This window comes from Cyanobacteriota bacterium (assembly GCA_025054735.1).
GTDB lineage: Bacteria > Cyanobacteriota > Cyanobacteriia > SKYG9 > SKYG9 > SKYG9.
The window spans coordinates 1-13,274 of record JANWZG010000052.1; the positions used below are offsets into that span (position 1 = coordinate 1).

General features: G+C 48.1%; 12 protein-coding genes, 1 other RNA gene and 1 pseudogene. 8 read left to right on the forward strand and 6 right to left on the reverse strand.

The features are described from left to right. The coding region (locus tag NZ772_04165) for an alpha-E domain-containing protein (protein ID MCS6812753.1) at positions 1–327 on the forward strand (327 nt) is incomplete at its 5' end. Further along, positions 324–1,211, forward strand: a complete 888-nt coding sequence (locus tag NZ772_04170; GenBank protein MCS6812754.1) for a transglutaminase family protein — start codon at positions 324–326, stop codon at positions 1,209–1,211. The genes NZ772_04165 and NZ772_04170, both read left to right, overlap by 4 nt. A gap of 28 nt (positions 1,212–1,239) precedes the next feature. Here the strand turns inward: NZ772_04170 and NZ772_04175 are convergent, their stop codons facing one another. Beyond that, on the reverse strand, positions 1,240–1,449 hold the full coding sequence (locus NZ772_04175; GenBank protein MCS6812755.1) for a hypothetical protein: 210 nt from the start codon (positions 1,447–1,449) through the stop codon (positions 1,240–1,242). 593 nt (positions 1,450–2,042) lie between these two features. Between NZ772_04175 and NZ772_04180 the strand changes: the two genes are divergently transcribed. After that, positions 2,043–4,571, forward strand: coding sequence for an EAL domain-containing protein (locus NZ772_04180; GenBank protein MCS6812756.1), 2,529 nt, complete (start codon positions 2,043–2,045; stop codon positions 4,569–4,571). 23 nt (positions 4,572–4,594) lie between these two features. Here NZ772_04180 and NZ772_04185 read toward each other — a convergent pair whose 3' ends face one another. The 3 genes and pseudogenes from NZ772_04185 to NZ772_04195 all read right to left on the reverse strand — a co-directional run bounded on the left by NZ772_04185 (position 4,595) and on the right by NZ772_04195 (position 7,850). Further along, positions 4,595–6,205 carry a B12-binding domain-containing radical SAM protein gene (locus NZ772_04185; GenBank protein ID MCS6812757.1) on the reverse strand — a complete coding sequence of 537 codons (1,611 nt, stop codon included), beginning with the start codon at positions 6,203–6,205 and terminating at the stop codon, positions 4,595–4,597. A 458-nt stretch (positions 6,206–6,663) separates the two neighbouring features. Next, positions 6,664–7,320, reverse strand: a pseudogene (locus NZ772_04190) (phosphate ABC transporter permease). Positions 7,321–7,352: 32 nt separating this feature from the next. Further along, entirely contained in the window at positions 7,353–7,850 is a 498-nt protein-coding gene (locus NZ772_04195) for an HNH endonuclease (GenBank protein MCS6812758.1), read from the reverse strand. Between the two features lie 207 nt (positions 7,851–8,057). Here NZ772_04195 and ffs point away from each other — a divergent pair. The 3 genes from ffs to NZ772_04210 all read left to right on the forward strand — a co-directional run bounded on the left by ffs (position 8,058) and on the right by NZ772_04210 (position 9,041). After that, positions 8,058–8,154: signal recognition particle sRNA small type (ffs, locus tag NZ772_04200), an RNA gene on the forward strand. A 56-nt stretch (positions 8,155–8,210) separates the two neighbouring features. Then, positions 8,211–8,576, forward strand: coding sequence for a hypothetical protein (locus NZ772_04205; GenBank protein MCS6812759.1), 366 nt, complete (start codon positions 8,211–8,213; stop codon positions 8,574–8,576). A gap of 24 nt (positions 8,577–8,600) precedes the next feature. After that, entirely contained in the window at positions 8,601–9,041 is a 441-nt protein-coding gene (locus NZ772_04210) for an apolipoprotein A1/A4/E family protein (protein MCS6812760.1), read from the forward strand. Here the strand turns inward: NZ772_04210 and NZ772_04215 are convergent. Together NZ772_04215 and NZ772_04220 are read right to left on the reverse strand one after the other, a co-directional pair. Then, positions 8,984–10,261 carry an adenylate/guanylate cyclase domain-containing protein gene (locus tag NZ772_04215; protein ID MCS6812761.1) on the reverse strand — a complete coding sequence of 426 codons (1,278 nt, stop codon included), beginning with the start codon at positions 10,259–10,261 and terminating at the stop codon, positions 8,984–8,986. The two genes, NZ772_04210 and NZ772_04215, sit on opposite strands and share 58 nt — an antisense overlap. A gap of 86 nt (positions 10,262–10,347) precedes the next feature. Beyond that, the gene (locus NZ772_04220; GenBank protein ID MCS6812762.1) at positions 10,348–11,490 is read right to left on the reverse strand and encodes a cob(I)yrinic acid a,c-diamide adenosyltransferase; all 1,143 of its coding nucleotides are present in this window, start codon (positions 11,488–11,490) and stop codon (positions 10,348–10,350) included. 274 nt (positions 11,491–11,764) lie between these two features. On the opposite strand from NZ772_04220, the gene NZ772_04225 reads away from it, so the two are divergent. Both NZ772_04225 and NZ772_04230 read left to right on the forward strand, forming a co-directional pair. Beyond that, entirely contained in the window at positions 11,765–12,343 is a 579-nt protein-coding gene (locus NZ772_04225; protein ID MCS6812763.1) for a hypothetical protein, read from the forward strand. Positions 12,344–12,410: 67 nt separating this feature from the next. After that, the coding region (locus tag NZ772_04230; GenBank protein ID MCS6812764.1) for a DUF5357 domain-containing protein at positions 12,411–13,274 on the forward strand (864 nt) is incomplete at its 3' end.

Sequence of the window (13,274 nt, forward strand, 5' to 3'; positions counted from 1 at the left end):
GAAATGTATCGCAAGCAGGGACGACATCGCATTACCCCTACTGGCGTTGCTGAGTTTCTGATTCTCAATCGAGAATTTCCCCGATCGATTCGGTTTTGCCTGATGCAGGCTGAGCGATCGCTCCATCAAATTACAGGTACACCCCTTGGTGCTTGGAATAATTCTGCAGAGCGAGCCATGGGACGGCTTACCTCTGAATTGGACTATCTAACCATCGACGATGTGATTCAAAGTGGCCTGCATGAGTTTTTAGATGGGCTACAAATTCGCATGAATGACATTGGTAATAAAATCTTTGAAACCTTTTTTGCGGTACAGCCCCTGTGAAGTTTCAGATTATTCACCATACAACCTACACCTACAGTGTTCCTGTGATTCTGCAAGCTCACACCGTGCGTCTGCGCCCCCGATCAGATGCCTGGCAATCTCTCCACACCTTCAGCTTGGAGGTTGAGCCAACTCCGGCTGGTACCAGCCATATCATTGACCTAGACGGCAATGTAGTGACCCGTCTCTGGTTTCATCAACACCCTGTTGAACAGCTAGTGATTAAGACAACTGCTAGCGTGGAAACCCACTGCACTAATCCATTCAATTACATCCTAGAGCCTTGGGCTGTTACACTTCCCCTCAACTATCCCCTATCCCTGGCCACTCAATTGCATCCCTATCTTCACCATTCATCAGTTGGCTACCAATCTCTATTAGATCCCATTTCCATCCAACTGGGGCAAGAGTTATGGCACTCCAGTGAAGGTCATGTCAATGCATTTCTGACTGAGTTAAATCAACGTATCTACAAAACCTGTGGTCACGTGGTACGTGAGACCGGAGCACCGTTGCCACCATCAATCACGTGGAATCAGCAGTTGGGATCCTGTCGAGATTTGGTTGTACTGTTCATGGAAGTCTGCCGTTCGGTAGGGCTAGCGACTCGGTTTGTCAGCGGCTATCACGAAGTAGAGCCAGACTGTGCGGCATATCTCCATGCATGGGCCGAGGTCTACCTGCCTGGAGCAGGTTGGCGTGGGTATGACCCAACTCAAGGGCTAGCAGTCTGCGATCGTCACGTTGCTCTAGTAGCATCTGCCCATCCACAACAAGCTGCACCCATCCATGGCACTTTTTCAGGAACAGCCACACAGACATCGATGCACTATGACCTTAGTGTTCTTACAATGCCATCACCATCAGCGGCCCTGAACGACTAGAGCTACATCGCATATTAAATGCCACCTTCTAGGCGATATAGCCAGTAAATAATGCCTTGACTTTCAGGTTAGATGGCAGATGAGTGCGAGATGCGAACGCCAGCGCCGCAAGTCGATTACGCAAGGAAGCTGTTGTACTACTTGTAGTCACTGTCCAACGTGTGCCACCTCCAGAGCGCCGTCCTGGAACACCCTCGCGATTTTTGGCCACCAGTGTCGGGGACAGTTGAGTCATCATTAACATTATCAGGGACACGATCGTTACCACTCTGCACATAATACCTCTCAGGAGATGCTACCTAGATCCTAAAGTTACAGCCATAGCATGACAAATCACCTCAGCAAGACAACAGAGATAAAATACTGATCTTGCAGTAACTTGACCTACTCAATCTCTCAGAGAGAATGCGGATATAGCCAAAAAAATGTCCGGATTACTCGCTGCTATCGAGAATTGTAGACAATAGGCCAATGCTGCGCCTGTAGCCATAACTTGCTTTAGAAGTGATTATGAAAACCATAGACAAGCTAAGTGTATAGCATAGGGTTGGCTATGGTATTTGTATCTTCCACTACATATCTATATTTCTATATCATTGAGTAACTACAGAGTCATATTGTTGAGTCACCACAGAGTGACCCTAAGGTTCCTTCATGGAGTTACTTCAGTGTCTTAGTTTCCCTACAGTCAAAGGTCTCAAGCTACAGTAGAGCTACAAGGGGTGTGACCCCTAGCACGTAATTGCCTTAGTGAGTATCGGATAAGTGGATAAATCATTGACAAACTGGATACGGCAATGGCGGTCTAAACTGGGTTTCTCAACCCTGCCGATGATAGCAGCTAAGCGCAGTCAAGCAGGTATGTTGACCATTGCTCCAGCAGCATTGGTGGCTAGTCTTTTAGTAACGGGGGTTACTGTTGCCGTGCGAGCATGGGGTGGCTTGCAACCATGGGAACTAGCTGTCTACGATATGTTATCTCGACTCTATTCCCCCAAGAGCTTTGACCCTCGGCTACTGGTTGTAGCTATTACAGAGGCAGATATCCAGGGAGAAAACCGCTGGCCCCTTTCTGACCAAACCTTGGCAAGGGTGATTGCTCGACTACAACACTATCAGCCACGAGTTATTGGCTTAGATCTGCATCGGAATGTTCCCCAACCACCGGGTACCGATGCTCTGCAACAGCAGCTTCAAGCAAAGAATTTGTTCACGATCGAAAAATTAGGCGATCCCAGACAGGATGGTATTCCTGCTCCGCCAGGTTTCCCCAAAGCAAGAGTTGGTTTTAATGACTTCTTACGAGATCCTGACAATGTTGTGCGGCGGAACTTGCTCTACGCTTACCAGGGTGACCAGCAGTTTTACTCTTTATCCCTACGCCTCGCCCTTGCCTACCTCGCTCAGCATGGTCATACGCTGAGTGTGACTCCCAATACGTTGGCGATCGGACAGGTCAACTTTAGGCTGTTAGAAAAGCAGTCAGGTGGCTATCACAACCTAGAGGCTATTGGCTATCAGATTATGATTACGCCTCCCAAAACAATTATCCGTGAAGTGACTGTTACTCAGGTTTTAACTGGAGACGTTAACCCAGCTTGGATAAGGGACAAAATCGTACTCATTGGGTCTACAGCACCTAGTTTGAAGGATCTATTTCAAACGTCCTACAGTAACCGCTCCGATCAGGATGAGGACAAAATTCCTGGTGTTGCTCTCCATGCTCAACTAGTTAGGCAACTCTTAGGGATAGTGCTGGATCGTGATCCCCTTGTTTGGTACTGGCCAGAATGGGGAGAGTTGCTCTGGATATGGGTAGCTGCTTTCACAGGGGGAGCCATTGCCTGGCGATTTCGCCATCCAATCTTGATCGGGTCGTTGGGGGCAGGGACGATCGCTGGCATTATCGGCACTGCTGTGGTTGGGTTCAGCATGGCTGGATGGATTCCAGTCGTTTCTCCCATGTTGGCTCTAGTGCTCACTACAGGCAGTGTCATTGCCTATCGATCGTTTTATGAAACATTTTACGACTCCTTGTCTGGACTTCCAAACCGCACATTGCTGCTAAATCTGCTGCGAAAGAAGTTTGCAGCCAAACACCACGCACCAATTGCCATTCTGTTTTTAGGTCTTGATCGGTTTGAAGTTATTCATAACAGCTTGGGACATCAAGCCAGTGATCAGCTAATTGTCGAAGTGACTCGTCGTCTGGGGAATTTGAATCGTGCCCACATCCTAGCTCGCATTGGCAACGATGAGTTTGTCATGGTGCTAGAAGCTCTAACCGATGTGGATGAACCCATCCGTACTGCGGAGCACCTGCACCAATCGATGGCAGCACCCTTTGTGGTCAATGACCAACCAGTGTTTACTGGCATCAGCATTGGCATCGCCCTTAGCCAGCCAGGTAGTGACAATCACCCTGAAGACTTGTTGCGAGATGCTCACACGGCTATGAATCGAGCACGGCAGTTGGGTAGCGATCGCCACGAAGTATTTGCGGCTGGCATGAGAGTTCAGATTGTGCGTCAGTTGCAACTAGAAACTGACTTGCGCCATGCGATCGAGCACCGACAGTTCCAACTGTACTATCAACCCATCATTGCCCTAGATACTCACCGTCTAGCAGGCTTTGAAGCTCTAATTCGGTGGCACCATCCCCAGCACGGCTTTGTTTCACCATCAGAATTTATTCCAGTATCTGAGGAAACTGGGTTAATCATTCCGCTAGGGCAATGGACTTTGCGAGAAGCCGGCCAACAGCTCAAAACTTGGCAGCAGCAATTTCCGCTGTTGCCATTGACCATCAGCGTCAACCTGTCTAGTCAGCAATTGAATCAACCCAACTTGGTGGGTCAAGTTGAAGACATTCTGCATCAAGTAGGGATTAATGGCCAAGGCTTAAAGCTGGAAATTACAGAGAGCGCAGCCATGAATGATGCTGAAGCTACAATCGAACTGCTCCAGCGTTTGAAAGACCTCAACCTGCACCTTTGCATTGACGACTTTGGTACAGGCTACTCATCCCTCAGCTACTTGCATAAATTCCCTGTGGATACCCTAAAGATTGATCGATCGTTCATCAGCCAAATGGGGGAGGATGGTAAAGATGACACAGCGATTGTTCAAACGATTCTGGTATTGGGCCACTCGCTAGGAATGGATGTAGTGGCCGAGGGTGTAGAAACCCCAGCTCAACAGCAAATTCTCCAACGATTGGGTTGTGATTACGGGCAGGGTTACCTATTCTCTAAACCATTGGACAGTACAGCGGCAACCCAACTACTAGCTGAACATGCACATCAGCAGGCTAATTGGCCCGATCGTTCAAAATCTAGCAACAAAACCAACAGTCATTAACAGAACTACTGATGAGTTGGCTATTACCCATAGCCCATGGCTTCCTCTCGATGTTTGAGCAATGTAGACTCACTCAGGGTTGTTTGCAGATGGCTCCAGGGCAAAACGCTATCGATTGCCCAGTCTTGGTGGACATAGTAGTGAAGATCGGGCAGTTGTCCCCGCAGGTCTTTGAACGCGCGGCGATAGCTACCCAGGGAATCGCCGTAGTGACGGGTGAGTTCTAGTAAGGGGGCAAGGCGACGATCGCCCCTAGACAACAGCGCTTGAATCACTGACCAATTATAGCTTTCAGGTCGCACGTCAATGCCGTGGGGACGCAACTGCTTTTGCAAGAGTTGCAGACGTTTCTCTGCTTGGGGATTCACACCAAACCATTGGAAAGGGGTGTGAGCTTTGGGGACGAAGGTGCTACATCCCCAGGTGAAGTGCAAGCCCGGAGCTGCTTTTTTCAGAGTGCGTAACAGGCTAACGGTATCATCCAGGTCGTCAGCAGTTTCGCTGGGGATGCCCACCATGCCATAGAACTTAATGCCGCTGAGGCCACCTGCCTTAGCATTAACGGCGGCTTGTAAAATCTGCTCATTCTCTAGCTTTTTGTTAATCACCCGGCGTAGGCGATCGGATCCAGTTTCCACAGCGATCGTGATGGACTTGGTATCATGATGGACTAGCGATCGGGCTAATTTTTCAGTCACTGTACTGGTGCGAACCGAAGCAATGCTCAAGCGCACGGAATCAAATCGAGGCTGATTCAGATAATCCAGCAGGGCATCAAATTCTGGATGTTGTGTTACAGAAGCACCTAATAGGCCCAGGCGATCAGTTACTTGCATCCCCCGTTCAATGGCTGGAATTAAGGATGCTTCCACACTGGCAGCGCGGAAAGGCAAGGTTAGGTAACTGGCTAGACAAAATCGACATAGTTCAGGGCAACTACGCACAACCTCTACCATAAAGATGTTCTCCCAAGCTGCCTTCTCGGTGACGACAGTAGAGGCTGCCAGGATATTGCCTCGATAGGTTTGCTTTTCTACCTGTGCTGGAATGCTGCTGTCGATCGGTGTAATGGATTGAATTCCACCATCAGCACTGATATAGGTCACCTGGTATAGCCTAGGAACATAAATGCCAGGAACCATAGCTAGGTGACGCAGTTGAGCGTCGCGATCGGCCCCACGTACCTCCTGATAAGCGGTTACAAACGCATCGAGCAGCAGTTCACCGTCCCCCAACAGTACCACGTCAAAAAACTCAGCAAAGGGTTCTGGGTTAGCTGTCAACACTGGGCCTCCACCAAACACTAGGGGATGCTCATGGGTACGGGCAGCAGAGCGTAAGGGAATATCTAGAGTCTCCAACATGCCCAGAATATTAACGTAGTCTAGCTCCCAAGAGACTGAAAACCCTAATAGTTCTGGCTTAGCGGGCAGTGGCTCCTGCACATCGGTAAACAGACGACTGACGTGCAGGTGCGATCGACTGGCCAGGGTTGCCCACACGACTTGATAGCCGAGACTCGTGATCCCTACGCTATATTCGTTAGGAAAGGCATAAATGACTGGGATCGCTTCTGCTGTTGGGATAGCAGGAGTAAACAAAAGCCGTTCTGCTGCAAATGCACTAGCCGTCATGACATCATCTCAAATTCTACCCAAGTTACGTTTCTCAGCAGCTTGCATCCCAAGGGGAACGTCAGTGCAGGTAATGCTTAACAACATTATGAAAAAAACTGCCTGCAAATCTAGGGTTATCACTTCGGACGTTGGCTGCGACGACGAGGAACATTAGCCCAGTCATCAGGCTGAGAGTCATAGCGGCGAGTGGAAGAACGACGAGCTGAAGGTGGGGATCGGCGTGCCGATAACGGTGGCTCACGATCGTAGTCCTCAGTGCTGTAGTGATCGTAGCCACTATCTTGATCATACTCATCTAGAGTATCTAGACCATAGTCGTACTGATTTCTAGATCGATTGCTTGTACCATAGCGGTCGTAGTCACTATCTTGAGCATATTCATCCAGATCATCGCTATACAAATCACCAGCCTGGTCGTCATAGCCTTGATCATAGCGTCGGTCGTCATTTCGGCGTGATCGGCGCTGCTTGCCGGGCTTTGACAATTGCTGACTAACCGACTCAAACATATCTCGATTCAGGTAAGGATAATCACTCACCCACACGCGCAAACTCGGAATGTAAACATCAGTAACCTTGGCAATGCGAGACAAGTCAGGTTGATTAGACAGCACTACCATCTCTGCCACTTGCCCCGGTGCAATCCGCTGGTGTTCCCGTTGCAAGCTAGCCTGTAGCTGTTTGGTAAAACCAGTTTCATCCCCTACTTCTAAATTGATGCGCCGCTCTCGATTTTCCACGATCACTAGTTCACCGCGATCGTTGACAGTTTCCTCTGTACTGATCAACTCTTCAGATACAAACACATCTAGCACCTTTCCCCGCCAAAACCCCCCGTAGGGATACTTGCGGTACTTTGCATTGCGCAGTCCTGCCCACAACACTGGCCCCCATAGCCAGTACAATCCGGCTGCAATACCTACTGGTAGTGCCAAGAACTTATACCCTCCGATCGCCAACTCCAGTATCCAAATCACCACTACACTGACAACCGAAATCAACAACCGCTGGAGAAAATCGGGAAATTTACCCCAATAGTAGCGATACTGTTCAGCCGTGGCTGCTATAGGAATGAGTTGCTCTAGCTTTTGTCGAGTTAATGGAACCAGCATAAGGGGAAAAAATTGAGATAGCTCTCAGTCCATTAAATACCAATCACGTACTTCCGCCATTCTTGATGAACTCCACTCTTCACATGCTTTGTTACTTCAAAGTATAGGCTGCTGTAGGGACGGCGAGGTTGACTACGCAGGGGCATACCAGCCTCCTTGGGTGTGCGACTACCCTTCTTCACATTGCAGCGTACACAGGCTGTGACGATGTTTTCCCAACTATCATCGCCCCCCCGCGATCGAGGGGTAACGTGGTCGAGTGTCAAATCTTCCCCAGTATATCCACAGTATTGACAAGAATGATTGTCGCGATGCAGAATATTGCGGCGGGTTAGGGGAATTTCCTTGTAGGGAACACGCACATAGTGACGCAAGCGAATCACCGTTGGCAGCGGAAACCCAGTGTATACGCATTTGCCATTGTGTTCGACTTGCTCAGCTTTTCCCTTTAGCAATAAAACTACTGCCCGTCGCCAACTTGTAATGTTTAGCGGTTCGTAGGAAGCATTAAGCACTAGAACCTTGCTCATTAATAATTTCTTAATGAAAAAGAGCGTGTTGCTACTGATGGTAGCACAGACAAGTCATAGGAATTTGCTGCTCCCTATAACGCTACAGATTTACTGAAGATTTCGGTTAGAGCATTTTTACTAGAGAGATGCGGATAAGCACTTCAGCAGTCGGTGCCTCTGGATGGCATTTCCCTAAGGCGGTGAGAAAATGCTATGCTAGTGCTTGACCCGGACCCATGCGATCGTAACGCCTAAACCTTGTCAGGACCGGAAGGTAGCAGCAATACGGGATGCTTGTGATAGGCGTGGATTCCGGGTCTCCTGAATGAGCTAGTGATGTTGGCAGTAAGCAATTAGCAAAACCCTGATGGAAGTGCGATGGCAGACTTTGGAAGTATTTTGCAGAAGGCAGTTTATCTCGGTGTTGGCTTGGCCTCATACGCTGGTGAAAAAGCAGGCAGTACACTCCAAGAGCTGCGGCAACAGGCCCAGCGACTGGCTGATGAACTGGTGACTCGTGGTGAGATGACAGCTGAGGAGGCTCGGCGGTTTGTGGACGACATGATGGGACGTGCTCAGGAGGTTGTAGATGCCTCTGACGACGAACAAAAACCTAAGCAACCTCGCAAAATTGAAATCTTAGATGAAGATGATGCTCAGTCAGATGCAGCGGCTGAGGTTGAAGCTCTCCGCAAGCAAATGCAAGCCCTGCAAGACGAGCTAAATCGCCTTAAGCAGCAGTAGTGATGGTCTAGTTGTGGTTAAGCCATGGATGATTGGTTACGGGATACGTTTAGGCTAATTGGGGCGATCGGCACTGAAGTGGAGAGAGTTCTGGCTGACATTTCCCAGGATGTGGAACAAGTAGCCGAGTCATTTTTGCAAGCGTCAGAATACTGGGTAGATCACTTGGAAAAAACCATGTCTGCTGACATTGATCGCCTGTTGATGACCATAGACCAGTCACTTGTTGACCTTGCTGAACCAATCGCCACGCTGTTGAATGAGCTGGAAGAAGCTGCAAACAATACAACTGAGCCGATCGTCCAAATCATGGAGCCAATGATGCAAAATCATCCGGCTTGTGTTGGTTGCCGTCACTATCATGGTCAGGTTTACGGAGGCAACCTGCTGGTTTGTGCCATGCACCCCTATGGCTGGGATGCTTCTGCCCATTGTCCTGATTGGGAGTCTTTCTGGACTAACTGAGGTTGGCGCTTATCCAGAAGGAAGTAGGTTTTCATGATTCCCTTGCCCTTAACATCAAGTTCGCCGCGCTCTTGAAAGCGATAGGCATAGCTAAGGCGATGGTAGACTGCTTCTGTAACTTGAATCCGGTCAGGCACGCCATAGGACTCCATGCGACTAGCGGTATTAACCGTGTCGCCCCACAGGTCGTACATAAATTTTCGTGTGCCAATAACGCCAGCAATCACAGGCCCGGTATGAATTCCAATGCGGATGCTGAGATTGTAATTGTACCTAGCGTTGAATTGGACAAGGGTACGTTGCATATCCAGTGCCATGTCAGCGATCGCCTCGGCATGGTCAGCACGCTCGATTGGTAACCCTCCTACCACCATATAAGCATCTCCAATGGTTTTAATCTTTTCTAAGCCATGCTGATCGGCTAGCTGATCAAACGCAGAAAATAAGTGATTTAGGAGTTGCACAACATCTACAGGGGACATAGTGGTCGAGAGTGCTGTAAAACCAACAATATCAGCAAATAAAACCGAGACTTCGGCATAATGCTCAGCGATCGACGGATTATCTTGATGCTTAAGTTGGTGCGCGATCGTCTCTGGTAAGACATTGAGCAACAGGCGCTCTGACTTTTCTTGCTCTATTCGTAGCCATCGTCGTGCCTCAAACTCTGCATGTTGCAACCGTTCATATCGATAGACCCCTAAGTCGCAAATGGCACAAAACCAAAACAGATAAAGGGCATAGGAAATATCCAATGTTTGGCCATGGTTGGGTAAACGCAGAACTATGACGGCAATCGAATAATAGGCTAATGTCCCCAATTGTGCTGTCAGGTGTAATTGCCAACACACGGGCACAATGGCAGCTAGGGTAAGAAACACCAAGGTCCAGGCAAAAAGGCCAAACAGGGCAAATCCGTTTAGCGTAGCCCACAGTTGCTCAATTAAGGTGACAGACCATGCCGATGCTAGAAAAATGAACGCTGGAGTCTTTTGTCCCACCTTGGTGTAGGTTAACCCTAGGCATCCCAGCAGGCAAATTTCAACAATTACCGCCATGACTAACCAGCTAGGAGCCAAGGTGCTCAGGTTGTGGCTAATCAGTACAGATTGCAACACAATGAAGCTGAGGTAGGCGACCACAGCCAAACTCAGTACCAGCCGCAGCCGCTTTAGTAGAAATTGCCGCCGCCATCCCACATAATCCAGCGCTTCAGGCACAGTAATAGGCTCCAAATGCTTTTAGGAGTAAAGGGTTTCAGGTTCTATGGTGCAAGGCTTATGCATCCTAGTCTTCTAATGTATCTCTAAAAGTCTACGCCGCGCTTCAGATCAACTCCCTTTTCCGCATAGTGCTTATGGCAAATCATCTCTGAATGAATACTAGCTAAATCAAAATAAGCAGGACGATTCTTACAGCGGCCTGTGATGATGACTGAAGTATCACGGGGTTTACGCAGCAGGGCTTGCACGATCGGCTCTGCTTCCAGCAAGTCTAAATCTACTGTAGGGTTTAGCTCATCGAGAATAATTGTTTTGTAAACTCCAGAAGCAATGGCAGCTCTGGCAATTTCCCACCCACGCTCTGCTTCAACGTAGTCCACTTCCTGTTGTTGTCCACGCCAAACGATGGCATCTCGTCCACATCGCTGATGATCTACTAAGTGGGGATAACTTTGCTTCAGTGCTGCGATCGCGGCATCTTCTGTATACCCAGACCCCCCTTTCAACCACTGAAGAATCAACACTCGATGAGACTGATCTTGGCTGATACCACGTCCAATCGCTTGTAAGGCTTTGCCTAAGGCACTCGTTGATTTTCCCTTACCGTCCCCTGTGTAAATTTCGATGCCTTCTACGCCTTCCTTAGGCGCGGAACCATTGGTGTAATTTCGCACTGGTCGCATTTCCGAATGCAAGTCAGCAATCTCTATGAGTGCAGGCGGTGCTCCTCGTCCAGTCGCTATTACCTCCATATGGTCTGGCTTTAGCTTCAGGGCATTAACCACTTCATCAACGGGCAACAAGCCGAGATCTAGAACTGGGTTCAGCTCATCCAACACCACGACAGAATATAGCCCAGAGGCGATCGCACCCTTAGCCACGTCCCAACCACGCTGGGCTTCCATGCGATCAAATCGAGTAATCTCATCTGCACCAAAATATTCAGCCCTACCTGTGCGCACTTGGTCGATTAGGTGGGGAAAACCCCGTTGCAGAGCCTCAATCGCCGCGTCTTCATCGTAGGTACGACCAGGACCCTTTAGGAATCGCAGTAATAGAACACGGGTTTCCTCTGCGTTGTTAATCCCTAGGCCAATCGAGCGCAGCACTACACCCAGCGCCGCCTGAGACTTTCCCTTACCTGCGCCATCGTAAACATGAATTTGCCCGACTAGTCGTTCAGAGCGTAGTTGTGCTGTCCGAATGCCAATCCCAGTTCTTACCATATCTGTTTTGCCAAAAATTCTGAATGCTAGGTGGTCAAGAGGTTATAACCATGCTCCGACATTATATGCAGTGTTTAGTGACTACAACACCCCTACCTATAGTTTATTGACCAGTTTGTTGCCATTACAACCCTATCTAATCAGAATTAAAGAATTATCAAACCTAGCATAACGATGTGCCTATTTGCGATCTGTATGATAGACCTTAGATAGTCCAACCTTCCATAGGTCAACTTGTCCACAGTTCTATTTTATCGATCGCCATTAAATGGTCTTGCCTATTAAAGCTATTCTGTTTCAGGTTTTGTTTCTGATGGTGGCCATTGCCACAGAGTCAGTTGTTCTGCATTGGCGGTTAGGATTGCAACGTCGAACTAGCGTCAGATATGCTGCCAGCCTTAACCTATTTTCCACATTTATTGGATGGCTACTATTTTTTACGATCGTTGGTTGGTTACCCACTGTCTTTTCAGGGAATTTAGAACAACAACTCATTAGCTATATTTTGTTTGATCAGTTTTTTGTCTCCGACTGGCAAGAGAATATGAATACCTTGATCGTGATAGGGGCAGTCTTGACATTTTTTGGCACCTTTTTGGTTGAAATTAATGGGCTAATCCTGTTGGAAATCATTCTTGGTATTCGCAAGCTAGCTTTTTCCCAAGCACCTGAAGCAGTAAGCACTAATGCAGAATTGGAAGTTGCAAAGCTTAGCCGTTATCGAATTCCAGACCGTGCCAGCTTAGTTAGTAGTGAAAAGGCTTATGCTATTCTGATTGCTAATGCTCTTAGCTACACATTGATTATGCTTATTCTAGTTGTTCGGCACCTCTCTAAATCGCCTTTTATATAATTTCAAATTTCGTGAACTATGTTTCTAGCAAGTAGCAACTTTACCGCGCCTAAATGGTCTTCAAAAAATGGCAGCCCTCTTTCAGCAAATTAAAGCTGGCTACAATGCCATATGGAAATTCATTAAACCACCCTATGAATTTTCATGGAGGACATTGTTTTTTCTCAGTGTTTTCTCATGTCTAATGGCAGCATTAGCGGGGGGCATTGTTCGCTTTGGTATCAGCTTAGCTGGCTTCATTTTCTTGATCCTAGCCATTACCTGGGCCTTAATTGAAAAGCCGATTAAGATATTTGGGCTAAACTTGGCTCACTGGATACCAGGTAGTTTCATTAGCTTTTTATTGTTTGGGTATTGGTGGCTTACTAATCCGTTTTGGTTCGTGGTGAGTTTGCCAATTAGTGCAGCATTGGTAGCTACGGCTGGGGAGTTCGTAACACCTCACTTACAATTCAAACGAGCTGATGCCAGTGCTTATCAACGGATTGTAATCACAGTGCTTAGCTATCTAGTGGTTAGTTGCTGGCTAGCGTTTGGATTTACGATTTATCAATGGCTTGACCGTTATCCGAGCTTGAAGGCTATCCATGCTGTCAATACGATCAAAAATAGTAATTTTGTAGTACGAGTCAATCTGGCTGCTGGTGCTCCGACATTGCCACCAGTCGCTGTTCAATTGCTAGATGATGCTGAAAGCCTTGCTAGAATCGCAGTCCATGAAAAAGCCTGGGGTGAGTCTGTGCAAGCATGGGCGACCGCTGTGTCACAGAATCCCTATCTCTTGCAAAGTCAATTGCAACTAGGCCAATCTGGTTCAGCAGAAACGCCCCTTTGGCGAGTAGAGTCTAGAATAGCCGATCGCTATGATGGCTATGACTTGTATCTGTTAGCAATTTGGAGGGGGCCAAGCTCGGATCCACAGGGATACTAC

Excerpts from the sequence above, each read along its gene's own strand:
- NZ772_04210 (MCS6812760.1), top strand. The coding sequence starts at position 8,601 with ATGGATGATTGGTTACGGGATACGTTTAGGCTAATTGGGGCGATCGGC.
- NZ772_04205 (MCS6812759.1), top strand. The coding sequence starts at position 8,211 with ATGGCAGACTTTGGAAGTATTTTGCAGAAGGCAGTTTATCTCGGTGTT.
- NZ772_04185 (MCS6812757.1), bottom strand. The coding sequence starts at position 6,205 with ATGACGGCTAGTGCATTTGCAGCAGAACGGCTTTTGTTTACTCCTGCT.
- NZ772_04175 (MCS6812755.1), bottom strand. The coding sequence starts at position 1,449 with ATGATGACTCAACTGTCCCCGACACTGGTGGCCAAAAATCGCGAGGGT.
- NZ772_04180 (MCS6812756.1), top strand. The coding sequence starts at position 2,043 with ATGATAGCAGCTAAGCGCAGTCAAGCAGGTATGTTGACCATTGCTCCA.
- NZ772_04195 (MCS6812758.1), bottom strand. The coding sequence starts at position 7,850 with ATGAGCAAGGTTCTAGTGCTTAATGCTTCCTACGAACCGCTAAACATT.
- NZ772_04220 (MCS6812762.1), bottom strand. The coding sequence starts at position 11,490 with ATGGTAAGAACTGGGATTGGCATTCGGACAGCACAACTACGCTCTGAA.